At 43.8% G+C, this 23,552-nt stretch carries 25 protein-coding genes; 11 read left to right on the top strand and 14 right to left on the bottom strand.

All coding sequences use genetic code 11. The features are described 5' to 3' along the window. Nucleotides 1-181 precede the first annotated feature (181 nt). Genes ACZ5GB_RS01755 through panD form a run of 6 tightly spaced genes read right to left on the bottom strand, consistent with a single transcriptional unit; the run spans nucleotide 182 to nucleotide 5,696 of the window. Nucleotides 182-640, bottom strand: coding sequence for a Mut7-C RNAse domain-containing protein (locus ACZ5GB_RS01755; RefSeq protein WP_464327274.1), 459 nt, complete (start codon nucleotides 638-640; stop codon nucleotides 182-184). Continuing rightward, nucleotides 621-1,910, bottom strand: coding sequence for a 3-isopropylmalate dehydratase large subunit (gene leuC / locus ACZ5GB_RS01750; protein WP_464327273.1), 1,290 nt, complete (start codon nucleotides 1,908-1,910; stop codon nucleotides 621-623). The genes ACZ5GB_RS01755 and leuC overlap by 20 nt, the downstream gene beginning before the upstream one ends. Beyond that, a complete protein-coding gene (gene ftsH / locus ACZ5GB_RS01745) occupies nucleotides 1,910-3,781 on the bottom strand; it encodes an ATP-dependent zinc metalloprotease FtsH (RefSeq protein ID WP_464327272.1) in 1,872 nt (623 codons plus the stop codon). Before ftsH ends, leuC begins: the two co-directional genes overlap by 1 nt. Nucleotides 3,782-3,815: 34 nt before the next feature. Continuing rightward, on the bottom strand, nucleotides 3,816-4,709 hold the full coding sequence (tilS, locus tag ACZ5GB_RS01740) for a tRNA lysidine(34) synthetase TilS (protein ID WP_464327271.1): 894 nt from the start codon (nucleotides 4,707-4,709) through the stop codon (nucleotides 3,816-3,818). Next, nucleotides 4,706-5,308 (bottom strand): hypothetical protein, encoded by a 603-nt coding sequence (locus ACZ5GB_RS01735; protein WP_464327270.1) that lies wholly within the window; start codon nucleotides 5,306-5,308, stop codon nucleotides 4,706-4,708. The genes tilS and ACZ5GB_RS01735 overlap by 4 nt, the downstream gene beginning before the upstream one ends. Then, nucleotides 5,298-5,696 (bottom strand): aspartate 1-decarboxylase, encoded by a 399-nt coding sequence (gene panD, locus ACZ5GB_RS01730; RefSeq protein ID WP_464327269.1) that lies wholly within the window; start codon nucleotides 5,694-5,696, stop codon nucleotides 5,298-5,300. The genes ACZ5GB_RS01735 and panD overlap by 11 nt, the downstream gene beginning before the upstream one ends. Nucleotides 5,697-5,822: 126 nt before the next feature. Between panD and ACZ5GB_RS01725 the strand changes: the two genes are divergently transcribed. Continuing rightward, a complete protein-coding gene (locus tag ACZ5GB_RS01725; protein ID WP_464327268.1) occupies nucleotides 5,823-6,266 on the top strand; it encodes an RrF2 family transcriptional regulator in 444 nt (147 codons plus the stop codon). On the opposite strand, the gene ACZ5GB_RS01720 is transcribed toward ACZ5GB_RS01725, so the two are convergent. Together ACZ5GB_RS01720 and ACZ5GB_RS01715 are read right to left on the bottom strand one after the other, a co-directional pair. Next, complete coding sequence (locus ACZ5GB_RS01720) at nucleotides 6,256-8,364, bottom strand: ribonucleoside triphosphate reductase (RefSeq protein ID WP_464327267.1); 2,109 nt, start codon at nucleotides 8,362-8,364, stop codon at nucleotides 6,256-6,258. The two genes, ACZ5GB_RS01725 and ACZ5GB_RS01720, sit on opposite strands and share 11 nt — an antisense overlap. A 118-nt stretch (nucleotides 8,365-8,482) precedes the next feature. After that, nucleotides 8,483-9,049 carry a precorrin-2 dehydrogenase/sirohydrochlorin ferrochelatase family protein gene (locus ACZ5GB_RS01715; RefSeq protein ID WP_464327266.1) on the bottom strand — a complete coding sequence of 189 codons (567 nt, stop codon included), beginning with the start codon at nucleotides 9,047-9,049 and terminating at the stop codon, nucleotides 8,483-8,485. Between the two features lie 17 nt (nucleotides 9,050-9,066). On the opposite strand from ACZ5GB_RS01715, the gene ACZ5GB_RS01710 reads away from it, so the two are divergent. Beyond that, nucleotides 9,067-9,921 (top strand): slipin family protein, encoded by an 855-nt coding sequence (locus tag ACZ5GB_RS01710; RefSeq protein ID WP_464327265.1) that lies wholly within the window; start codon nucleotides 9,067-9,069, stop codon nucleotides 9,919-9,921. Beyond that, on the top strand, nucleotides 9,905-10,756 hold the full coding sequence (locus ACZ5GB_RS01705; RefSeq protein WP_464327264.1) for a DUF58 domain-containing protein: 852 nt from the start codon (nucleotides 9,905-9,907) through the stop codon (nucleotides 10,754-10,756). The genes ACZ5GB_RS01710 and ACZ5GB_RS01705 overlap by 17 nt, the downstream gene beginning before the upstream one ends. Here ACZ5GB_RS01705 and pheA read toward each other — a convergent pair. Together pheA and ACZ5GB_RS01695 are read right to left on the bottom strand one after the other, a co-directional pair. After that, a complete protein-coding gene (pheA, locus tag ACZ5GB_RS01700) occupies nucleotides 10,742-11,833 on the bottom strand; it encodes a prephenate dehydratase (protein WP_464327263.1) in 1,092 nt (363 codons plus the stop codon). The genes ACZ5GB_RS01705 and pheA overlap by 15 nt on opposite strands. Beyond that, nucleotides 11,833-12,264 carry a hypothetical protein gene (locus ACZ5GB_RS01695; protein ID WP_464327262.1) on the bottom strand — a complete coding sequence of 144 codons (432 nt, stop codon included), beginning with the start codon at nucleotides 12,262-12,264 and terminating at the stop codon, nucleotides 11,833-11,835. Before ACZ5GB_RS01695 ends, pheA begins: the two co-directional genes overlap by 1 nt. 19 nt (nucleotides 12,265-12,283) lie before the next feature. Here ACZ5GB_RS01695 and thiO point away from each other — a divergent pair, with 19 nt between their 5' ends. The 5 genes from thiO (at nucleotide 12,284) to ACZ5GB_RS01670 (ending at nucleotide 17,024) form a co-directional block, all read left to right on the top strand. After that, complete coding sequence (gene thiO, locus ACZ5GB_RS01690) at nucleotides 12,284-13,318, top strand: glycine oxidase ThiO (protein ID WP_464327261.1); 1,035 nt, start codon at nucleotides 12,284-12,286, stop codon at nucleotides 13,316-13,318. Nucleotides 13,319-13,494: 176 nt separating this feature from the next. Further along, complete coding sequence (locus ACZ5GB_RS01685) at nucleotides 13,495-15,444, top strand: PhoX family protein (RefSeq protein ID WP_464327260.1); 1,950 nt, start codon at nucleotides 13,495-13,497, stop codon at nucleotides 15,442-15,444. A gap of 120 nt (nucleotides 15,445-15,564) precedes the next feature. Further along, nucleotides 15,565-16,209: a potassium channel family protein gene (locus ACZ5GB_RS01680; RefSeq protein WP_464327259.1), complete on the top strand. Its 645-nt coding sequence runs from the start codon at nucleotides 15,565-15,567 to the stop codon at nucleotides 16,207-16,209. Continuing rightward, on the top strand, nucleotides 16,199-16,696 hold the full coding sequence (locus ACZ5GB_RS01675; RefSeq protein ID WP_464327258.1) for a potassium channel family protein: 498 nt from the start codon (nucleotides 16,199-16,201) through the stop codon (nucleotides 16,694-16,696). The genes ACZ5GB_RS01680 and ACZ5GB_RS01675 overlap by 11 nt, the downstream gene beginning before the upstream one ends. After that, nucleotides 16,686-17,024, top strand: a complete 339-nt coding sequence (locus ACZ5GB_RS01670) for a DUF6394 family protein (protein WP_464327257.1) — start codon at nucleotides 16,686-16,688, stop codon at nucleotides 17,022-17,024. The genes ACZ5GB_RS01675 and ACZ5GB_RS01670 overlap by 11 nt, the downstream gene beginning before the upstream one ends. Here ACZ5GB_RS01670 and ACZ5GB_RS01665 read toward each other — a convergent pair. Beyond that, entirely contained in the window at nucleotides 17,013-19,460 is a 2,448-nt protein-coding gene (locus ACZ5GB_RS01665) for a CBS domain-containing protein (protein ID WP_464327256.1), read from the bottom strand. The two genes, ACZ5GB_RS01670 and ACZ5GB_RS01665, sit on opposite strands and share 12 nt — an antisense overlap. 17 nt (nucleotides 19,461-19,477) lie before the next feature. Between ACZ5GB_RS01665 and ACZ5GB_RS01660 the strand changes: the two genes are divergently transcribed. The 3 genes from ACZ5GB_RS01660 to ACZ5GB_RS01650 are packed head-to-tail and all read left to right on the top strand — an operon-like array spanning nucleotide 19,478 to nucleotide 20,643. Then, the gene (locus tag ACZ5GB_RS01660; RefSeq protein ID WP_464327255.1) at nucleotides 19,478-19,750 is read left to right on the top strand and encodes a hypothetical protein; all 273 of its coding nucleotides are present in this window, start codon (nucleotides 19,478-19,480) and stop codon (nucleotides 19,748-19,750) included. Next, nucleotides 19,728-20,111 (top strand): hypothetical protein, encoded by a 384-nt coding sequence (locus ACZ5GB_RS01655; protein ID WP_464327254.1) that lies wholly within the window; start codon nucleotides 19,728-19,730, stop codon nucleotides 20,109-20,111. Before ACZ5GB_RS01660 ends, ACZ5GB_RS01655 begins: the two co-directional genes overlap by 23 nt. 49 nt (nucleotides 20,112-20,160) lie before the next feature. After that, nucleotides 20,161-20,643: a bifunctional nuclease family protein gene (locus ACZ5GB_RS01650; RefSeq protein WP_464327253.1), complete on the top strand. Its 483-nt coding sequence runs from the start codon at nucleotides 20,161-20,163 to the stop codon at nucleotides 20,641-20,643. On the opposite strand, the gene ACZ5GB_RS01645 is transcribed toward ACZ5GB_RS01650, so the two are convergent. Genes ACZ5GB_RS01645 through ACZ5GB_RS01635 form a run of 3 tightly spaced genes read right to left on the bottom strand, consistent with a single transcriptional unit; the run spans nucleotide 20,635 to nucleotide 23,410 of the window. Then, on the bottom strand, nucleotides 20,635-21,063 hold the full coding sequence (locus ACZ5GB_RS01645) for a hypothetical protein (RefSeq protein WP_464327252.1): 429 nt from the start codon (nucleotides 21,061-21,063) through the stop codon (nucleotides 20,635-20,637). The genes ACZ5GB_RS01650 and ACZ5GB_RS01645 overlap by 9 nt on opposite strands. Beyond that, nucleotides 21,060-21,704: a site-2 protease family protein gene (locus ACZ5GB_RS01640; protein WP_464327251.1), complete on the bottom strand. Its 645-nt coding sequence runs from the start codon at nucleotides 21,702-21,704 to the stop codon at nucleotides 21,060-21,062. The genes ACZ5GB_RS01645 and ACZ5GB_RS01640 overlap by 4 nt, the downstream gene beginning before the upstream one ends. Continuing rightward, the gene (locus ACZ5GB_RS01635; protein ID WP_464327250.1) at nucleotides 21,704-23,410 is read right to left on the bottom strand and encodes an FAD-dependent oxidoreductase; all 1,707 of its coding nucleotides are present in this window, start codon (nucleotides 23,408-23,410) and stop codon (nucleotides 21,704-21,706) included. Before ACZ5GB_RS01635 ends, ACZ5GB_RS01640 begins: the two co-directional genes overlap by 1 nt. Nucleotides 23,411-23,552: the final 142 nt, after the last annotated feature.

The raw sequence follows: 23,552 nt of genomic DNA, 5'->3' as shown, positions 1-23,552 counted from the left end.
AGCAACGGGGATGCCATTATATCTTCTTGCTAAAAATAAATGAGACAAAAAATGTAGAGGCACGGCATGCCGTGCTACTACTAATAAAAAATCTACTGGTCTTGAACCCGCCCGATGTTTTATAATCTGGCAGGTTTAAAACCTGCCACTCCAAAGGACGGATTTCTAACCCGGCGTATTTTTAACAAGAAGATAATACCTCTTTTAAAATCCTCTTGAGCCGTGAATGGTGTGAACCTTTCCAATAAATTTTCCCACAGCTTTGGCATAGGGTAAAGTCTCTGCCATACTTATAAACCATGGGCGGTATTTTGTCTTTTATCTCTTCTTTACTCACAGGCATAAGTGGGGAATTGCAATAATAACATCTGTTTAGCTTTAGTTCTCCTTTTATGTCAAAAAATTTCAAAATAAGACACAACTGCACCTTCCAATCATCCTTTGGAAGCAAAAAATACTCCACTCCCCAAGCCTTTAGATGTTCTTCCATCTTCCTTGAAGTGGTGATAAAAACCCGACCAGGGTGCTTAAGAAGGTCTTTTTTATTTATGGCGCCCTCCAAGAGGAGGGCATCCTGGCCCAAAAGCCTTAGCCAATAGGCTATTTTATGGAGGTCCGCCTCAAGCAAGAACCTCTTCAAGCTCTTCTTTTTTGACCACCTCCTCAGGGTGGGCTATTCTACCAAGCACTGCGCTGGCTGCCACCACCGCCGGATTTGCCAAGTAGGCTTCGCTCTTTGGATGGCCCATCCTACCGGGGAAGTTTCTGTTGGAGGTGGATATGCACCTTTCACCCTCTGCCAATATGCCCATATGACCACCAAGGCATGGGCCACATGTAGAAACGGAAACAGAACAACCCGCCTCAAGGAATATGTCTATGAGGCCTTCTTTTAGAGCCTGCATATAGACCTGCTTAGAGGCTGGTATAACTATGCATCTCACATAAGGATGGACCTTTTTACCCTTTAGCACTTTGGCCGCTATCCTAAGGTCCTCTATCCTTCCGTTGGTGCAAGAGCCTATGAAGGCTTGGTCTATGGTTATGTGGGTAGATTCAGAAACGGGATGCACGTTGGAGGGAAGGTATGGCCATGCCACAAGAGGCTCTATCTTGCTTGCATCCCACTCATAGACCACCTCATAGTTGGCATCAGGGTCGCTCTGGTAAACCTTCCAGGGCTTTTTGGCCCTTTGGGAAACATACTCTATGGTCTTTTCGTCCGGCGCTATTATTCCGCTTTTGCCGCCTGCCTCTATGGCCATGTTGGCTATGGTTAGCCTCTGCTCCACAGAAAGGCTTCTTATGGCTTCGCCGTCAAACTCCATGGCCTTATAGAGGGCGCCATCCACACCTATATGGCCTATGGTGTAAAGGATAAGGTCCTTGCCCGAAACCCAGGGCTGTAATTTCCCATAGAAGATAAACTTCATGGTGGGTGGAACCTTCAACCATGTCTCGCCCGTTGCCATGGCGTAGGCTATATCGGTAGAACCCATACCTGTGGCAAAGGCTCCTATACCACCATAGGTACAGGTGTGAGAGTCTGCACCCACCACAAGGTCTCCCGGCACCACTATACCTTGCTCCGGCAATATGGTATGTTCTATGCCTTCACCCTCTTGGAAAAACCATTTTATATTGTGCTTCCTTGCAAACTCTCTTACTATCTTTGCCTGCTCTGCAGACTTTATGTCCTTGGCTGGCACAAAGTGGGATAGCACAAGGGCTATCTTCTCTGGGTCAAAGACTTTGTTTATTCCGTACTTTTCCAAGGTTTTTATGGCCAAAGGCGCAGTCACATCGTTGGCCATAACAAGGTCCACCTTAACAGTGATTAGCTCTCCTGAGTGGACCTCCTTTTTGCCCGCATGGTCGGCCAATATCTTTTCTGTGATAGTCATACCCATCACTTTACCTCCTTTACTTCTTCTTTCTTTTCCTCTACTTTAAACTCCTCTTTTTTGCACTCGTTTTTGACTTCTACACCATAAAGCTTTAGTATCTCCACCACTTCCTCGCAGGACATAGTTTCCTTTTCTAAGAGCCTTTTGACTACAGCCTGTATGGCCTCTTTATGCTCCAAAACTATCCTTTTTGCATCCTCATAAGCTTTTGTAAGTATATTCCTAACTTCCTCATCTATCTCTCTTCTTAGCTCCTCGCTTATATCCACGGAGGTAGTCATGCCACCGAGGAAGGGGTTTATGGTCCTTCTTACCGCCAAAGGTCCTACCCTTTCGCTCATGCCCCACATGGAAACCATCCTATAGGCAAGCTCTGTAGCCCTCTGAAGGTCGTTCTCCGCTCCCGTGGTAATACCTTCCTTACCATAAAAGACTTCTTCCGCTGCCCTTCCACCCATAAGGCTAAGTATCCTGGTATAAAGGTCTTGCTTGTCATACATATGCTTATCATCTATGGGCATCTGTTGTGTTACACCCAAGGCCATGCCCCTTGGAATGATAGATACTTTATGAAGGGGGTCTGTGCCGGGCACCATAAGGCTCATTATGGCATGGCCCATTTCATGGTAGGCTATCTTCTCCTTTTCTTTGGGAGATATAACCATGCCCTTCCTTTCAAGGCCCATGGTAATCCTGTCTATGGCATCTTCTATGTCTTGCATCTCTATGGCTTCTTTTCCTCTTCTTGCTGCAAGAAGAGCAGCCTCGTTCATCACATTGGCCAGGTCAGCACCGGTAAAGCCCGGCGTAGCTCTTGCCACTATCTCAAGGTCCACATCGGGCGCAAGCTTTTTATCCTTTGCATGCACCTTAAGTATCTCATACCTTCCCCTCACGTCCGGTCTTGGGATGAATATCTGTCTGTCAAACCTGCCGGGCCTCAATAGGGCTGGGTCAAGTATATCTGGCCTGTTGGTAGCTGCAATAACTATGATACCTTCTGAGGTGTCAAAGCCGTCCATCTCCACCAAAAGCTGGTTAAGAGTTTGTTCTCTTTCATCATGGCCACCGCCAAGGTTTATAGCACCCCTTGAACGGCCTACCGCATCAATCTCGTCTATGAATATAATGCATGGTGCATGCCTTTTTGCCGTATCAAAAAGGTCCCTTACACGGGCCGCACCCACACCCACAAACATCTCCACAAAGTCAGAGCCGGAAACGGATATAAAGGGCACGTGGGCCTCTCCAGCTATAGCTTTGGCAAGGAGTGTTTTACCCACGCCCGGTTCACCATAAAAAAGCACACCCTTTGGAGGTCTTCCACCAAGCCTTTGGAACTTTACAGGGTCCTTTAAATACTCTATTATCTCCTTTACCTCCTCCTTCACCTCTTCCATACCCGCCACATCTTGTAGTGTTACCTTTGGCTTCTCATCTATATAAACCTTTGCCCTGCTTTTTCCAAAGCTAAAGGCCCTTGAAGTAGGGTTGCCGCCGCTCACCTGCCTCATCATGTATATCCAAATACCTATAAAGAGCAGTATGGGAAGCCAAGAGACAAGGAAAGGCATAAGCCAACCGCCCTCTTGCGTTACAACTTCAACTTTTACACCCTTTTCTATAAGCTTGTTAACAAGGTCAGAGCCAGGGGGTATGCCCGTTTCTATCCTTTGACCCTCTGTGGTTATGCCGGTTAATATATTATCTTTAATCTTTACTTCTTTTAACTTACCCTGGTCCGCAAGCTCTATAATAGTGTTTACAGGAGTTTTGACTGCAATGTGTTCTCTATTACCTTCAAAAAGGTTAAAGGCCAAAACCATAAAACCCAAAAGTATCACCCATACAAAAAGGCTCTTCATCCACTGCATTCTTTTACCTCCGTACTTAAGAATTTAATAATAATCATGTGTTAGGGCTTTTCAAGTAGGAACCCCTTCTTATACTCTTTATAGCCCTATCCACGTCCTTAAGGTTTCTTAAATTATAAACTTTATAGATAACCCTTCTTTGTATGGCAATTGGAAGGCTTAAAAAAGCTTTTCTATTCAACTCTATGCCATTAAATACTTTACTTATTGCCTCCTGCGTTAAGCTTTCTAAAACTTCCTCTTCATCTTTTAGGATCTCCCTAAGCCTCAGAAAGCTTTCTTCAAGCTTTAGATTTAATTTTTTAAGCTCTGGGACAATTTTATGTCTTATAAGATTCCTTGCTATCTTTAGGTTATAATTGGTAGAATCTTCAACCCATTCTTCACCTTTTAGTCTTACAAAATCCTCTATCTCTTCCCTTTTTGTAAGATAAAGAGGCCTTATCACATTTCCTTCCTTCTCTTCAAAGCCCAAAAGGCCCTCCCTGCCCGAACCTCTTACAAGCCACAAAAGTATGGTCTCTACCAAGTCGTTAAGGTGATGGGCTGTGGCAATAAGGTCAAAGCCCTCTTCTCTCCTTATCTCTTCCAAGGCTTGGTAGCGTAGCTCCCTCGCCCTTGCCTCCAGATTACCCCTTTTGGTATCTATCTCTAACCTCTTTACAAATATCTCAAGGCCCTTCCTTTTGGCAAACTCCACGCAAAAAGCCTCATCTCTAAAGGCCTCTTCTCCCCTTATGCCATGGTTTATGTGTGCAAGGGCAAGTCTGCCTATACCCAAGAACTCCTTTAACTCCAATAGGGCAAGGGCCAAAGCTACCGAATCCACACCACCAGAAAAGGCCACCAATAGCCTTGCACCTTTTGGTATAAGCCTTTTGCTCCTTTGAAGGGTTGCCACCTTTCTTAAAAGAACGTGGTACTTCATCCCTTAAGCCTTTTCTTTACCTCCTCGTAAAAGGGATGGGGAACGCCTTCAAGATGAAGTTTTTCAAGAAGGTCAAGGGCCTTTGACCTTTCTCCCTTTCTCTCAAGAAGGTAAACCATGATCTCATAGGAGTTAATCTGTGGCAAGCTACCTCCGTTTCTTTCCTTTAGTTCTTCCTTATATTCATCAAAAAGGCTTAGGTCCATGGAGGCATACCTTTCCATCCTTTCAAAGTCCTTTAGCTTTTGAGAAAGCATGAGAAGGTCGTTAAGTATTAGGTGTTTTTCATAGGCCGATTGGGCGAAGTCAAGGGCTCTTAAGTATAACCATTCTGCATCCTCATACTTTCCATCAAGCAGGGCCGTCTGGGCAAGGGTTCCAAGAAAAGTGGCTTTCGTATAGCCGGGGTTTTGCACCTCTCCACTGTCAAAGTGTTTGGCTTTAAATGGGAATCTCATATCCTTTATGCTTTTTAAAGAAAAAAAGTATTTAACACGCTTCTGGTCCTTTGGGTCCAAGCCTTCATACCAATCCCAAAGGTCAAGGGCTTTTAAAATTCCTCCCCTTTCTCTAAATATACGGAAAACCTTACCAATCATAAGTGCTTCCAACCCCTTCTATCACCATTTCTCTCTTTACTTCCCTTATTTGATTGTTCTCATCCACGTAAACCAAAAAGGGTCTGTAATTCTTTAGTTCTTCCTCATCAAAGAGGCCGTAGGAGGCTATTATGATTATGTCTCCTACTGCTCCAAGCCTTGCGGCGGCACCGTTTAGCCTCACTTCGCCAGAGTACCTTGGTGCTGGTATTACATATGTAGAAAAGCGTGCACCGTTGCTCACATTATAAACCTCTATCTTTTCAAAAGGTAAAAGGTTTGCCGCCTCCATAAGGGCAAGGTCAAGGGATAGGCTTCCCTCATAGTGAAGCTCTGCACCAGTAATCTTAGCTCTATGCACCTTAGACTTTAGCATAAACCTCTGCATTCTTACCTCCAAAAGGTATAAATATATAAATATAGCTTAAACCTTAAACTGTGTAGGAAATTGATAAACCACGTCGGAAAAAATAGGACTTTTCAACTGACGAATGTGTATTATAATTATATCATTATGATATACTCAGAAACAGTTAAATATGCCCTGTTGGCTTTAGCTTATTTAGCAGTAAATAGGGACAGGCTGGTAAAGGTGGAAGAGATTGCGGAAGCCCAAAGGATACCCAAGCCCTTTCTCTCTAAAATTTTCCATAAGCTTGCAAGGGAAAGGGTTTTAAAGTCCTACAAGGGGCCAACTGGTGGCTTTACCCTTGCGGTGCCTCCAGATAAGATCACCATAATGGACGTTATAAAGTATCTGGATGAGGATTATAAACTGGACTACTGCGCCCTTAGGCCCGGAAGGTGTGAAGAATGGAACGTCCTACCCTGTGCAGTGCATGACAAATGGACCAAGCTTAGACAAGAGATTCTGGAATACCTTAGCACAACCACCATAGCAGAGTTGGCAGAGGTGGAAGAAAAGCACAGAAAGCCAGTCAATTCAGCTAAGTTATAACATACTCCAGCCTGTCCTTGAACTCCTCCTGCTTTCCCTTGTTCCACCTTTGCACCGGTCTATAATAACCCACTATCCTTGAGTAGGTCTCTGTTTCCTTCCCGCATATGGGACAGGTAAAGTGTTCTCCCTTTATATAGCCGTGGTCCTCGCATACAGAGAAGGTGGGAGTTATGGTAATGTAAGGCACTGGATAGTTTTCAAAGACAAACTTTACAAACTTGGCTACCGTTTGCTCCTCTGGAGACTCTTGCAGGAAAAAGTGGATAACCGTTCCACCTGTATAAAGCACCTGTAGGTCCTTTTGGTGTTCCAAGACCTCTATGGGGTCATCGGTGTAGTTCACCGGCAAGTGGGTGGAGTTGGTGTAGTATGGCTCCTTTTCTCCAGCAGTGATTATATCTGGAAACTTACTCTTATCTATCTTGGCCAGCCTGTAAGAAGCTCCTTCTGCGGGCGTAGCCTCAAGGTTATAAAGATGTCCCGTTTGCTCTTGGAATTCGGAAAGTTTCTCTCTCATAAACTTGAGGACCTTTATGGCAAAGGCCTTACCTTCTGGCTCTGCTATGGACACACCAAGGAAGTTTAAACATGCCTCGTTCATACCCACAAGGCCTATGGTTGAAAAGAAGGTATCAAAAGATTCAAGGTATTCCCTTGAGTAGGGCATAAGCCCCCTTTTGAGATTTCTCTCTATAACCTTCCTTTTTATTTCCAAGCTATCTCTTGCAACCTTCATCAGGTACTCAAGCCTTTCAAAGAATTCCTCTTCACTCTTTGATAGGTATCCTATCCTTGGCATGTTTATAGTTACAACGCCTATGGAGCCAGTTTTGTCTGCGCTTCCAAATAGACCACCCATCCTACTTCTTAACTCTCTTAAATCCAGCTGCAATCTACAGCACATACTCCTTATGTCCTCCGGCCTGAGTGAGCTGGATACAAAGTTCTGGAAATAAGGTATGCCGTATTTGGCCGTCATCTTCCATAGAAGCTCTGCATTGGGCGAGTAAAAGTCAAAATTCTTGGTTATATTGTATGTTGGGATAGGGAAAGAAAAGATGCGCCCATTGTAATCTCCTTCCATCATGATTTCCATAAAAGCCCTGTTTATCATATCCATCTCTTTCTGAAAGTCTCCATAATAGCCTATATCCTCCCTTTCCACACCGCCTATAATCACAGGCTTTTTCTTCATATCCTCTGGCACCGTCCAGTCAAAGGTAAAGTTTATAAAGGGTGCCTGAGAGCCCCATCTTGAGGGTACGTTCAAGGAGAATATAAATTGTTGCATGAGCTGTTTTAGCTCATCATAGGATAGCCTGTCTATCCTTACAAAGGGTGCAAGGTAAGTATCAAGAGAGTTAAGGGCTTGAGCACCAGCAAACTCCATCTGGGCAACGCCCAAAAAGTTTACAATTTGACCAAGCAAGGAAGAAAGGTGCTTGGCAGGCCCGGCGGTCACCTTACCCTTTCCACCCCTAAAGCCCTTTCTAAGAAGGTCCTCCATGGACCATCCTGCACAGTATCCTACTATGCCATGGGATAGGTCGTGTATATGAATATGACCCTCCCTATGGGCCTTTGATATGTACTCTGGGTAAACATGGGTAAGGGTGTAGTGGGCTATAAGAGTCCCCGCAGTATGGAGCATAAGGCCGGAGAAGGAATAGGTGGCGTTGGCGTTCTCCTGAACCCTCCAGTCTTGTTGGTATATGTAGTCGTTTACCACCTTTTCCGCATCCACTATGGCCTTTGATATGTCTCTAAGCTCCTCCCTTTTTTTCCTATAGAGTATGTAAGCCTTTGCAGTTTTGGCAAAACCATGAAGTATAAGCCTTTCCTCAACTATGTCTTGTATCTCTTCCACATGAACCTTATCCTTTTTAAGCTCCAAAACCTTTTCTATTACCTCATCGCACAGGTCCTTTAAAACACCTTCCTCCAAAGGCTCGCCAACGGCCTTAAAAGCCTTGGATATGGCCCTTTCAATCCTGCTTCTGTCAAACTCTTGCAATGTGCCATCCCTCTTTATTACTTGAGGAAGCTGACCATAATACCTTTTTTTGAGCTCCAAGGGGCTTTCTATCTTCAACATGGTCCACCTCCTTCAAATTTATGATTTTAATATCATAAAAGTTCTTTAACTAATTTTCAATCTAAAAAACAACATAAACAAAAGGTTTAGAGTATGTTGTTTCTAACTTATGGGGAAACTATAACTTTTTTATATCCAAAAACTTTAAGGCTAAATGGGTAATTATCTCCTGCCTCTCTTTTCCCTTAGGTAGGCTTTTCCTCATATCTTCCAATGTCTGCTTTATATCCTCTATGTTTTGTGGTAGGGACCCTTCTATGTATTCCCTTATGGCCCTTGAGAGGGCGGGAACTTTACCAGAGGTGGATATACCTATAACCACATCACCTTTTACCACAAGGGCAGGAAATATAAAGGAGCAATAATCTATACTATCCACTGAGTTGCAAAGTATGCCTTTTTTCTTGCAGTATTGGTATAGCCTCTTTTGAAGCCTTATATCATCCACAGCCACTATGACCATAAAGGCACCTTTTATATCTGCAAGCCTGACCTTCCTAAGGGTAAGCTCTATTTTTCTTTGATTGTATAACTCTCTTATGCCCTCTGTTATTTTTGGGGATATGACCCTTATCCTTGGCTCAAAAAGTAAGAGCTTTTCTATCTTTCTCTCCGCCACCTTTCCACCACCAACCACCACAACTTCTTTATCCTTTAAATCCACAAAAACTGGAAAGTAGGGCATAGTTTATAATCTAAGATATGAAACCCATTTTGGACTTTTTACCTTTTCTACTTTTTTTGGTGGTGGTTCTCGCCAGCGTAGCGGGAGGGGACATATTAAGATTGATAGGAGGTGTAGCCGTGAGCTTTTCACCCTTTATAGTGATAGCTATTGCCATTATTGTATTTTTGGCTGCTTCGGTAAAGATAGTGCCAGAATACCAGAGGGCTGTTATCTTTAGGCTTGGTAGGGTAATTGGGGCCAAGGGGCCAGGCCTTTTTATACTTATACCCATAATAGATAAGATGGTAAAGGTGGACCTAAGGACTGTAACCCTTGATGTGCCAACACAAGACATAATAACCAGGGACAACGTTTCTGTAAGCGTGGACGCAGTGGTGTATTTTAGGGTTATAGATCCTGTAAAGTCCATTGTGGCTGTAGAGAACTACCTTTATGCCACTTCTCAGATAGCTCAAACAACCTTAAGGAGTGTATGCGGTGCTGTAGAGCTTGATGAGCTTTTATCGGAAAGAGAAAAGCTAAACTTACAACTGCAAGAGATTATAGACAGGCAGACAGACCCATGGGGTATTAAGGTGGTTGCCGTTGAACTAAAGAGGATTGACCTACCAGAGGAGCTAAGAAGGGCCATGGCAAAACAGGCGGAGGCAGAAAGGGAAAGAAGGGCCAAGATAATAGCGGCGGAGGCAGAATACCAAGCGGCCCAAAAGCTTGCGGAAGCGGCGCAGATACTTGCCACACAGCCCATAGCTATACAGTTGAGATATCTTGAAACTATACAGAGCGTAGCCAACAAGCCCGGCAACACGGTGCTTATACCTATTCCCACAGAGCTTTTTAGAGTGTTCTTCAGTGAAGGTAAGGGTTAATAGGGCAGGGGTAATATTCATAGGGATAACCATCTTTTTGGGCGTTGCAGCGGTCAATACTGCAAATAACCTACTTTATCTTGTGGTCTCCTACATGCTTTCTTTTATGCTACTTTCCGGTATGCTTTCCCTTTATAACCTTAAGGGCCTTGAGGTTTTGCTTTTGCCACCGGAAGAAGTATATGCTGGCTTGGAAACACCTTTTAGAGTGGTAGTGAAAAACCAAAAAAGGCTACCTTCCTTTCTAATAGAGGTAAAAAGCGGTAAAGGCTATTGTCTATTTCCCTTTATAAAGGAAGAGAGTGAAGGCATCATACACATATACTTTGAAAAAAGGGGCTTATACGAAAACCTGGAGGTGGAAATTTCCTCTTCCTTTCCTGTGGGCCTTTTTGAAAGGTTTTATAGTTTAAGTGTGCCGTTGAACCTGGTAGTCTTCCCTAAGCCTTTGAAGGCCAGCGAAAGTGCTTTGAACTCCGTAGGCAAGAAGGAGGGCATTACTCCTCGCCACAGTAGGATAAAAGGTTATGAAGAGCTTGAGGGTATAAGAGAATACACGAACGAGCCAATAAAACTTATACATTGGAAGATCTCTGCAAAAACGGGAGACATTTATGTAAAGGAAATGGTAGAAGAAGCTTCTCCGCCTATCATACTATCTTTGGACAGCGTGGATGGAAGCTTGGAAGAACGTATTTCAAAGCTTACCTACCTAATTGTTAAGTTTATATCTCAAGGAAGAGCAGTGGGCTTGGAACTTCCCCATATCACCATAGAGGCTTCCACTGGCACAGCCCACAAAAGAAGAATGCTTAAAGAGTTAGCCCTCCTGTAAAAAGGCCTTTGGATAGGACCCCAAAACCTTTACCATCTGCGCCCTCTCCTGAAGCAAGTCAAGAGCCTTTTTTACCCTTTCCTCTTCCACATGCCCTTCAAGGTCTACAAAGAACACATAGTCCCATACCCTTTTCTTTGAAGGCCTGGATACTATCTTAGTTAGATTCACACCATACTTATAAAAACACTCCAAGGCCCTAAAGAGGGCTCCAGCTTCATCCTTTACTGCAAATATAAGGCTTGTTTTGTCGTTGCCCGTGGGCTTCATAGCCCTTTTGCCAATAACTATAAACCTTGTGTAGTTGTTGGGATTGTCTTGAATATTCTCCGCCAAGATGTTAAGGTGGTAGGTATAGGCTGCCACTTCACTGGCTATGGCGCCCGCATCTTCCATCTCTATAACCAGCTCGCAAGCCTTTGCCGTGCTTTCTGTCTCAATAAGGCTCACAGTAGGTAGGTTTTTCCTTATCCACTCCTTACATTGGGCCAAGGCATGCCTGTGGGAGTATATGGTTTTTATATTGCTTAATGCGCTGCTGGTAGAAAGAAGGTTTAGTTTGACTGGTATAACTATCTCACCTACAATCTTTAGGTCAGACTCTAAAAACATATCTAAGGTGTAATTGACCACTCCCTCTGTGGTGTTTTCCACAGGCACCACCCCATAATCCACCCTGCCAAGCTCCACTTCTCTAAAAACATCACCTATGGTGCTTACAGGCACATAGTGAGCAGAAAAGCCAAAGTATTCAAGAGCTGCTTGGTGTGTAAAGGTGGCCTTTGGGCCAAGGTAGGCAATCCTTAGTTCCTTTTCCAAAGAAAGACAGGCCGAGATTATCTCTCTGTATATGTGAAGTATGGCTTCTGTAGGGAATTCCTCTCCATATACTTCTTTGTTTAGCTTTATCATTCGGTTTATTATTTCCTTTTCCCTTTCTGGGGCATGCACTTCAAGGCCAAGCTCCTTTTTTACCTCACCTACCCTTTTTGCAAGCTTTGCCCTTTCATTCAAAAGATGGAGTATTTGCTGGTCTATCTCGTCTATCTTAAGCCTTAATTCCTTTAGTTCATCCATTAGCCTTTGGTATGTGTATGCATATAAATGCTATCTGTATATGCTTCCATGGAAGGCATGTGCCTTTCCTTAGATTTCCAGTATTTTCTGCGCCTCCTGTAAATATCTCTAAGGTACTCTTTAAGCGTAAGGCTTGGGTATTTACCCTTTGCTACCTTGTGAAGGTGCCACCACCACTTTTCTATGGGTTGGCTATCATCATCCTCCATAGGCTCGTCAGAGTTTTCAAGAAGTTCAAGGAACCTATGCACATTTTGAAAGAGCTTCTTATCAGCCTTTCTAACATAAATGCTATCTTCAAGGCCTTCTTGATGCACTTTTTCCCTTAGCTTGATTATAAGGTCTGGATATCCCACACCGTAGTTAAATAAGAGCTCCACCTCCGCAAAATAAATATAATCTGTATCAAGTTCTCTTTTAAATTCGCCCATAATAGGTAAATTATATACCATGAGGAAAATCATTGTAGTGGGTAGTGGTGTTATAGGGCTAAGCTGTGCTATGTACCTTGCTCATGAGGGGCACCATGTGCAGGTTATCACCAGAAACCCAGAGGAGGCCACCTCTTGGGTGGCAGGTGGCATGCTTGCACCCTTTTCTGAAGGCTTGGAAGGAGAACTTTTTGATTTTTCTTACAAAAGCTTAAAACAATATCCAGAGTTTATAAGGTTTGTAAAGGAGGTTTCTGGCCAAAGGGTTGACTTTTGGGAAGGTGGTATATACAGGGTAGTCTTAAAGGAAGAGAAGGAGCTTTTGGAGATAGCCAAAAGGTATAAGGATATGGGATATGAGTTGGAAGTGTTGGAAAAGGGAGATTGGCTTTCGGAAGAGGTTCTTTGCCTTATTAATTATGTGGAGGAGGGCTGGGTGGATGCAGAGATGCTTATGGATGGCCTCCTTTTTGCCATGAATAGGCTTGGTGTGGAGATTAGAATTGATGAGATTGTAAAAGTGGAAAAGAGTAAGGATGAGATAACCCTTTTAAAGGGTCTAAAAGGGAATTATACGGCAGATTTTTATCTTTTTGCCCTTGGGGCCTGGACTGGAGAGCTTTTTGACCTTCCCGTATATCCTATAAAGGGCCAAGCTTTAAAGCTTAAGGGAGAAAGGCTTCCAAGGGTGCATTACTCTTCCATCTCCTACCTTATACCAAGGGATAGCTATCTTTATGTTGGTGCCACCTCCGAGGATGTGGGCTTTTTATCGGGTAATACCCTTGAGGGTATAAAGAGACTTTCGGAAGGTGCCATAAGGGTCTGTCCATCCCTTTCAAAGGCTAAGGTCTTTGGCATGCTCTACGGCTACAGGCCAGCCACACCAGACGAAAAGCCCATCTTTGAAGTGGGACAAAACTATATGGTGGCTACTGGACACTACAGAAATGGCATTTTGCATGCGCCGATAACTGCAAGGATAGCCTTGGAGTATTTGAAAGGTGAAAGGCCATACTTTATAGACCTTTTTTCCCATAGGAGGTTTTCTTAAGGAAGTGCCGAGGTAATAGATTAATCCTTTTGCAAAAAATAAATGAGACAAAGAAACTATGGCAAAAGACTAAGAAAAGAACAGGAAATAAACCTTAACCGAAACTTAACCAAACCTTAAAGATTTCTTAACAAAAAGCCCATAAACTTAGTCCAAAACCTTAAGGAGGCAAAGCCATGGGTGAGTATTTTGGGGACGTATTGAAAAGAGCCTTGAGTAGGAGAGAGGTATTAAAGTCTGCCATCTTTGGTAGTGCGGGCCTTGCCCTTGTGGCCTGTGGTGGGGGCGGTGGCTCCTTGGCGGAGGTAACCCAGTCGCCTTTAAGCTTTAAAACCATCTATCCAAACACAGAGGACAAGATAACTGTGCCAGAAGGCTACAAGCACAACGTGGTAATAAGGTGGGGAGATGCGCTGGATAGTGGTCCAAACCTAAATTGGGACAGCATCTACCAAAATGGTCCCACGGACCAAGATATAGAACGTCAAAAGAATTGCTTTGGTTATAACTGCGACTTTTTGGGCTTTTTCAAAACTCCCAACGGGAAAATCCTCCTTGCCATAAACCACGAATACGCAAACCCAGAGCTCATGTTTAGCAACTTTTTAGATGCTCAAGGCAATCCAAACTCTGGAAGGCCTACGGCAAATGAGTCAAGGTTTATGCTTGAGGCCCACGGCGTTTCCATAGTGGAGGTAAGAAGAAGGCCCGATGGCTCTTGGGAGTATGTGAAAGGCTCATCATACAATAGAAGGATAACAGGCTCAACGGAGATAGACATATCCGGTCCTGCAAGGGGGCACAGTTTGATGAAGACTTCTCAAGAACCAACTGGCACAAAAGTACTTGGCACTCTCAACAACTGCGCAGGAGGGAAAACGCCTTGGGGCACCATGCTAACCTGTGAAGAAAACTTTAACTCATACTTTTATGGAGATATAAACCAGGTGCAGGACCCTACAGTTAAGGCCATACACCAAAAGTATGGTGTGCCAAGTGGCTACAGCAAGTATTACGGCTTTCATAACATAGACAGCAGGTTCAACATAAACCAAGAGCCTAACGAAGCCTTTAGGTTCGGGTGGGTGGTGGAGATAGACCCAATGGACCCAAGCAAAAAGCCTGTGAAGAGGACAGCCCTCGGAAGGTTTAAGCATGAAGGGGCTACATGCGTGGTGGCACCAAATGGTAGGGTAGTGGTCTATATGGGAGATGATGAGAGGTTCCAGTATGTGTATAAGTTTATAACCAAAGGCACATACAACCCAAACAACAGAGATGCTAACTGGGGACTTTTGGACGAGGGAGAGCTTTATGTAGCAAAGTTTAACGATAATCTTACAGGCCAATGGATGCTAATAGCCAGGTGTGAGAAGAATCCCGATGGCACATATCAGATCACACCAAACCCAGCCCTTCCGCAGGAATTTCAAAATGACCCAGCCCTATGCTTTATAAACACCAGAGGAGCTGCCGACGCCCTTGGAGCTACCAAGATGGACAGGCCGGAGGATGTGGAATGGAACCCAATGAGCAAAAGCGTATGGGTGGCACTTACATACAATGAGAGAAGGGGTCAATCTGGTCAACCTCCCGCAGATGCTTCAAACCCAAGGTCACCCAACTATATGGGCCATATACTTGAGATCATGGAAGACAATCAAAACCCAGCTTCCACAACTTTTAGGTGGCAGATACCAGTGCTATGTGGAGACCCAAACTCTCCGATAATAGATAATAGGCTCATCATCTACGGACAGTTTGCAAACTCTCAGGTGCCAGCCATATCAGCACCGGACAACTTTGTGATAGACAAACTTGGCAACGTGTGGATAGCCACCGATGGAAACCCAAGCTCAAGCAGGCTCAATAAAAACGATGGAGTTTATGTTTTAAATCCCTTTACAAAAGAGCTTAAAATGTTCCTTTCTGGAGTAAAGGGCTGTGAAATATGCGGTCCCGAGTTTTCCGATGATTGGAAGACTTTCTTCTGCAACATACAGCATCCGGGAGAAACAGATACCAATAACCCCTCAAGCAGGTGGCCCTATGATGGCACGGCCAACATTCCAAGGCCTTCTACCGTAGCGGTTTGGAGAGAGGATGGAAGGGAGATATTCGCATAAAGCATGCCTTGCCTTCCTTCTCCTCCTTTTTTACACAAAGCTGGGCTCATAAGCCCAGCTCTTTTATATTCTTAAGACTGCCTTGTCCTTTTCTTGATCACGCATGATAAAATAAATCCTGTGGGACGCAAGATTAAAAACATTAAAAAGAAGCTTAGAATAAGAAAGAAAAAGGAGAAAAAACTTATTGAAATATATCAAGAACGATTTATAGAGTCTCTAAAAGACCTTAAAATACCTCTACTTCTCCTACACTTTTCCATTAGCATTGGCACTTTGGGCTATATGATGCTTTCAGGTGGTAATTTTATAGACTCCATCTATATGACTGTTATTACTATTGGAACCATAGGATTTGGTGAGATAGCAAAGGGGACGGACACGCCTATTGGTAGAATTTTTACAACTTTATTGGCTGTAATGGGTATTGGCGTGTTTACTACCTCTGCCACGGTCATTATAAGCATATTTTTAAAAGGGAACTTACTAAATCTACTAAAATATATACGTATGCTTTCTCAGATAGAAAAGTTAAAAGACCATGCCATTATATGTGGTTATAACAGGGCTTCTGCATGGTTGGTGGAGGCTCTAAAAAGAAGAAAAATAGAATTTGTGGTCGTAGACGCAAGAGAAGAAGCTCTTAAGTATATCCAACTTCATAATATTAAGTACTTTATAACGGAAGAACCTTTTAAGAAAAGCGCCCTAATAGCGGCCGGTATAGAAAGGGCAAAAATACCTTATAGCCAATATGGAAGATGAAGCAAAAAATATAGCGGTAATTGCCACCGCAAGGCTTTTACAACCAGACAAGGAAAAACTCTTTATATACTCTACCGCACCCACGGACGGCAGCGCCAAAAAGTTAGAAGAGCTTGGCGCCAATAAGGTAATTGTCCCAGATAAGCTTATAGCTAACAGGATATTCTCCTACATGCTTCATGAGACAAGTGGATACGTTTCGGACCTTTTTGATAGAATAGCTTACGGGGAAGAAGGAGAGCTGGAGATAGTGGAGCTTAACGTTGGAGAAAGTAGCCATCTTGTAGGCAAAAGGTTAAGGGATATGGACTTAAGAAAGACCTACGGAGTTACCATCATAGGAATAAGGAAATTGGATGGAAGCATTGATCTAACCGTATCCGGCGATACAAAGATAGAAAGTGGGGATACCTTATTACTCCTTGGCAAGCCTTCCAATATACGTAAAGCTATGAACTTTTACAGGGAGGTTTTACATGAAGCTTAAAAAGATAATGACAGACTTCTTCCTTCTTATGGCTCTTACCACCAACCTTAGCTTTATATTCAATCCAAATCCATATGAGCTTGTAATAACGGTTATAACCAATCTTACAGCTACCATACTTAAACTCGGAGAGGGCAAAATACTGGCTACAGAGATGACTGCGGCAAGCCTTGTGGCAGACCTTCACCTTATTCCAGCCACCTTTATATATTTTTTGGGTGATGTTCAGGAAGCAGTAAGCCTTGCCATAGGGGCCTTGGCAGCCAATATAATATCCATCCTACTTTCTATCATAGAAGCCATATTTAGCTATCTATCAGAGGAGTAGGCTGTCCATAAGCCTTAGCCTTTCCCTTTCTATGGCTTCTCCAAGCTCCTTTCCTTTTAGGTGTTTAAAGTTTTCCACATCTACTTTGATAAACCTTAACCTTTCCATGTAAAGTTTTACCTTTTCCTTTTGGTAAAGCATGAGGATAAGCAAGAGTGCTGTGGGCTTTCCCTTAAGGGTAAGGTAGATTTCAGAAGGCTTTTGTGCCTTTTGGAGTTGGCTTATGAGATTGTGTAGGCTTTCTTTCATCAGTTTGTAGCTTTCTCTTACCCAAGAGGGTGCGCTAATCTCCTTGAGAAGGTCCTCTCCCTTTGTATCTTTTAAAAGCAAAAGCAAAAATACCCAGCCATAGTCCAAGGCCTCCTGTGGAAACTCTATCTTATGCCAGCTTACTATATCCTTTAGCCTTTCCAAAAGGCTTTCCAGCTCCGGCTTAAATACAAAGCCTTCTATGATCTGTTCAAGAACACCATACCTTTTGTAAAGCCTAAGTATTTCCAAAAGCCTCTCTTCTCTCAGAGCAAGCCTTAGCTCGTTGAGGATCCTACCCCTCGGTGCCTTCTTTAACAGCCCAAGGCTTACAGCCTTTTTGAGGAGCTTTTCTGTGCCTTTGGATAGCTTAAAGCCAAACCTTCCCGCAAACCTCAAAGCCCTCAAAATCCTAACCGGGTCCTCCACAAAGCTCATGGGATGTAAGACCCTTATAATTCCATCCTTTAGGTCCCTCAGGCCTCCAAAGTAGTCAATAAGAGTGCCAAAATCCTCCGGGTTTAGAGAGAGGGCCATGGCGTTTATAGTAAAGTCCCTTCTTAGGAGGTCTTCTTTTAGAGTTGCCCACTCCACCACAGGGTAAGAGCCGGGATGCGGGTAGGTTTCCCTCCTTGTTGTAGCAAACTCCAGCTTATAGTCCTTATATTTCATGTGGGCCGTGCCAAACTCTTGAAAGGTGTGGCAATTCACTTGCCATTTTTCTCCAAGCTTGCAGGCAAGAGCTATGGCATCACCTTCCACCACCAAGTCAAGGTCCCATATTCTTTTTCTCATAAGAAGGTCCCTTACTACACCACCCACCAAGTAAACCTTATAGCCCAGCCCTTTTGCTTCCTGTCCTATCTCCTCAAGAAGTCCTCTTATATCTTCTGGTATGCTTATCTTCTTTTCAATGGCTCTAAGGCCTTGTATATGCCTTCTGTAGGCATGCAAAAGGTCCATCCTTGTTATAACACCCACAACCCTATCCTTTTCCACCACGGGTATGAGCTTTTCCCCATACTTGGAAAGTATTTCCTCTGCCTTCCATATAAAGTCCTCCAGCTCCAAGGTATGAAATTCTTCCACCATAAAATCTTTTACCTTTCCCTTTATGCCGTGCCTTTGGGCCTTGAGAAGGTTTTTCTTATACACAATGCCTACAAGCCTTCCTCTATCGTCTATGACCGGTGCCCCCGCATAGTTCCTTTGACTTAGCTCAAGAAGGGCAAGGTCAACGTCCATATCTTCATGGATCAAAAAGGGTGGATAGCTCATTATCTCTTTTACCTTCAAGGGAACTTTTTCGCCTTTTAAGAGGGCTTCAAGAAGGCCCTTTAGCCTCTCAGCTGGCACTCCTTCAAACTTGCCAGCACTGGCAAACTCATGCCCTCCACCTCCAAAGCTTTCAAGCACGGCGGATACATCAAATTCACCCCTTATGGACCTACCAAAAAGGTAGCTTTTGCCACCCGCTTCCACTATAACAAAAAAGGCAGAGGATTCTTTTATCTCCTTTAGTTCATAAAGCAAGCTCAAAATATCCGGTTTATACTCTTCCATCCTAAGAACCACAAGGCTTATCTTCTTTCCATCCACATATAGGCTTTCCAAGCTTACCATATGCTTTGAAAGAAGGTCTATCTCCTCCTTGCTTATACCACCGCTAAGGCTTTTTCTAAGGAGGCTAAGGTTCAAACCCCTTTCTAAAAGCCATGCGATAGCCTTGGCATCCCTATAAGTGGTGCCTTCGTAAGTGAGCATGCCCGTATCCTCGTATATGCCAAAAGCTAAAAGGGTGGCTGATAAAGAATCTATTTCTATCTCTTTTTCCATCAGCTCTTCCACTACAAGGGTGGTGCAACTTCCCACGCTATCCACCTTTCCTTTAAAGCCCTTTGGAGCCTTTGGATGATGGTCGTAAATGTATATGTCCCTTATTCTATCTCCGAAGCTTTTGAGGTATTCTTCATAGTTGTGGCTGTCTACCAAAAGAAGGTCAAATTTCTCTGGAAGTTCCTCCAGCATACGGAAGCTATCAGAAAAGGAGCTTAAAACCTCGCTTGCTCTCTTGGAAAGGTAAGAAGGCTTTAAAAGATAAGCATCTTCATAAAGAAGCAATAGCCCGTAGGCCGAAGATAGGGCATCAAGATCTGCACCCTCCTCAAGTATGATAACTTTTGGCATAAGGTTAAAATTATATTGTGGAAAGGTTTTTGCTTTTTTCTATTATTGGCTTTGTGTTGGGAGTAGGCTTTGTAGAGCTTACTCACAGGCTTGTAAAGAAAGGATTTTTAAATTTTTACATGCTTAGCCTACCTTTAAAGCTTTTCCTTTGGGCCTTTGCCCTTTATACTTCTTATATTTTTTATGGGTTTTTGAGTTTTATAGCTTGTTTATTAGGCTTTATCTTTGGCTTTTTGTTCACACTTATACTTAGGGGGTTTGTAAAGGATGGAAGACCTAAAGATGCTTGAACCTCTTTTTCAAAATAGCCTTTTCCAGTTTTTTCTTTATATGGCCCTTATTCAACTTCTTGCACAAGTTTTTTTAGACAGAAGGGTAGCCTTCTGGATAGCCTCGGTAAGCGCCACAGTTTTGTGGCTTAGGTCCTTTGACCCACTAACACCTCTTAAGGCATGGCTTATAGTTCTCTTCATATTTAGCCTGTATCTGATACCAAGGCTACTTTTCCACTTTAACATCTTTCTATACCTAAAAGGCAAAAAACGATGTCCAGAATGCTATAGTGAAGTGCATTGGAGGGCTAAGGTGTGCCCATTTTGTAAGCATAGGTTTAAGGGAGTGGAAAAGGCTGGAGAGGAGATTTCAAAATAAAGTTGAAGCTCTTGGTGGTAAGGAGTAAATTTATAGGTGGAGGTTTGCCATGATAGAGATGGTTGTGCATGGAGTAACCCTTGACCCTGTGTCTCAGATGCCTATAGTGATTTTGAGGGCAAAAGACAATGAGGAAGTGATCCTTCCTATATGGATAGGTGTTTTTGAAGCAGACAGTATAGTACGCCAGCTTCAAAGGATAGAACCGCCAAGGCCCATGACCTATGAGCTTACAAAGAACATAATAGAAAGTATGGGTGCAAGGCTTGAAAAGGTGGTAATAACCGACTTAAGAGATAGCACCTACTATGCGGAGCTTCATATAATACATGGGAACAACCTTTTGGTTATAGATTCAAGGCCAAGCGATGCCATAAACCTTGCATTAAGGTTTGATGTTCCAGTCTTCGTTGAGGAGGAAGTTTTAGAAAAGTCCAAAGTGCCAAAGCCGGAGGAGGATGAAGAAAAGGAAAAACTAAGAGAATGGCTTGAAAACATAAAACCCGAAGATTTTGAAAAGGGCTTAAGTTAATATAACCTCTTTTAAACACTCCAGCATAAGGTCCTTGGGTGGGCTTCCCACATCCACCACGGGTTCAACGGCTAAGAGGTCTTCTTTGTTTAAAGAATCATAGAGTAATTTATACACTTCCACAAGGCCTTCACGAAAGCTAAGCCCCTCTTTAAAAACATACAGCTCCAAATCCTCCCTGTAGCCAGACAGGTTATAGTTCTCCGGCTTTTTTATGGCTTCATCCACTCCTATAGCATAGGCCTTACCATGGTTTAAAGCAAGCTTAAAAGGTGCATACTCGGAAGCATAACATTCCATATCTACAGGGCTTAGTTCCTCATCGGAAGGCAAAGCCACCACATACACGGCAGACCTTCTTTCTTGCCTTCCACCCTCGTAATGTGCCAAAATCTCTATGTAATATACCCAAGACCTCATATCCTACCTAAAAGATAGTTCCATAGAAACAGTATGGGTGGAAATATGATCCTTCCCAATACTCCAGTAAAGAGCAAGACTGTTATTATGAGAAAACCATAGGTTTCAAACCTATAAAAAAGTTCCCAGTATTTTACGGAGAAAAAGCTCATAAGGGCCCTACTTCCATCCAAAGGTGGTATGGGTATGGCGTTGAAAAAGGCAAGCACAAGGTTTATAAGCACAGCTTGGGCGGAGAAAAGGGCAAGGGGAAGGATTATTGGGTCTCCAAGGAAGTTAAGGTAGCCCTCTTTTATAAGCCTAAAGAGGATAGCAAAGAATATGGCAAGGAAGAGGTTCATAAGGATGCCTGCAATGGAGACAAAAAAGGTGCCATACCTTAGGTTTCTAAACCTTAGAGGGTTTATAGGCACGGGCTTTGCCCATCCGAAGAGAATGGGAGAGGAGAGTAGCATTAAAAGGGCTGGGAGGATTATGGTGCCAAAGAGGTCTATGTGGGGGATAGGGTTTAATGTTAGCCTTCCTGCCTCTTTGGCCGTTGGGTCTCCCATCTTATAGGCCATCCATCCATGGGCATACTCATGAAGTATTACAGCCATCATGATGGCTGGTAAGGCCACCACTGCCTGTTGTGGGTCCATTAGTACTTCCTCTCCGCCGGTTGATGGTATTTTATGTCCACCTCAGAGTATTCTATCCTTAGCTTATCGCCCTCTTGCTTAAGGATGGTATGTTTCAAAAAGTTTTCATCATCCCTTTCGGGGTAGTCTTCCCTGTAATGGCCACCCCTTGACTCCCTTCTATGCAAGGCACAGTAGGCCACTGCCCTTGCAAGGTGTAGCATGTTCCTTAGTTCTATAGTCTCTACCAGATTTGTGTTAAAGACCTTGCTTTTATCCACCACTGGCACCCTTTCCCATCTTTCAATAAGCTCAGAAAGCTCCTCATAGGCGGACTTTAAGGATGCCTCATCCCTAAATATGCCAACCTTCTCCCATGTAATATCTCCCATTCTCTTTCTCAAATCGGCCAGTCTTTCTTTGCCTTCCCTCTTCATAAGCCCTTCTATAAACTCTTCCCCTTTTCTCTCTTCTCCCGGGGCTATGTCCAAAAAGTCTACCTGTTTGGCATACTCTCTGGCCGATATACCACAGAACTTGCCAAAGACAAGAAGCTCTATAAGGGAATTTCCACCCAAGCGGTTGGCACCATGCACAGAAACACAAGCACACTCACCCACTGCATAAAGGCCTTCCATGGGCGTGGCGGAGGTCATGTAGTTTTCCACATGTATGCCACCCATACAGTAGTGGGCTGTGGGCCTTATAGGCACAGGGTCATAGACAGGGTCCACACCCTCAAAGTCTATGGCCAATTGACGCACCTGTGGAAGCCTTTCCTTTATCTTCTCTTCTCCCAAATGCCTTAGGTCCAAAAGCACGTAGGCAGAAGTGCCTTCTCCAAAACCTCTTCCTTCCCTTATCTCATACTCTATGGCCCTTGATACCATATCTCTGGGCGCAAGCTCCATCTTTTCTGGCGCATACCTTGCCATAAACCTCTCACCCAGCTTGTTTATAAGATAACCACCCTCTCCACGACAGGCCTCAGAGAGCAAAATACCAGTTTTGGCAAGGCCAGTGGGATGGAACTGGATAAACTCTATATCTTTGAGGGGAAGGCCGTTCAAAAGGGCTACCGCCACACCATCACCCGTATTTCCCACTGCGTTGGTGCTTCTCTGCCAGTATATACGGGCAAAGCCACCGGTGGCCAAAACCACCGCCTTGGCTCTAAGCACAACCACCTCGCCGTTCCTTATATCATAGACCACCACACCCTTGACCCTTTGGCCGTTGTGAAGTAGGTCCAAGAGGAAAAACTCGTTGAAAAAGTCTATGTTATCTTTGGCAAGAGCCTGCTCAAAAAGGGTATGCAAAAGCACATGGCCAGTCCTGTCGGCCGAATAGACAGTCCTTGGGAAAGAGGCACCACCAAAGGGCCTTTGAGCTATCCTGCCATCCTCCATCCTTGAAAAAGGCACACCCCATCGGTCAAGCTCGTAGACCACCTCCGGCGCATGCCTGCACATAAAGTAAACGGCCTCCTGGTCTGCAAGGAAGTCTGCGCCCTTTATGGTATCAAAGGCATGTGCCTCTGGAGTGTCTTGGGGCATGGCATTACCAAGGGAGGCGTTTAGACCTCCCTGCGCCGCACCTGTATGTGAACGCGTGGGATATACCTTAGAAACCACAGCCACCTTTATGGATGGGTCCCTTGCACACTCTATAGCGGTGCGAAGCCCAGCACCACCCGCACCCACAATAACCACATCATAGCTTTTCATGGCTTAAATTTTAACTCAAAACCATATATTTAAATGCAACATAAAAGGATAATCTTCATCATATAAAAGGTGTTTCTACAAGATTGATGGACCAGATTTTCACAAGGACAAACATACCGACCAGTCGGTCGGTTATAATATA

The organism is Hydrogenobacter subterraneus, from assembly GCF_055390195.1.
This window is presented reverse-complemented; position numbering and strand designations above follow the sequence as displayed.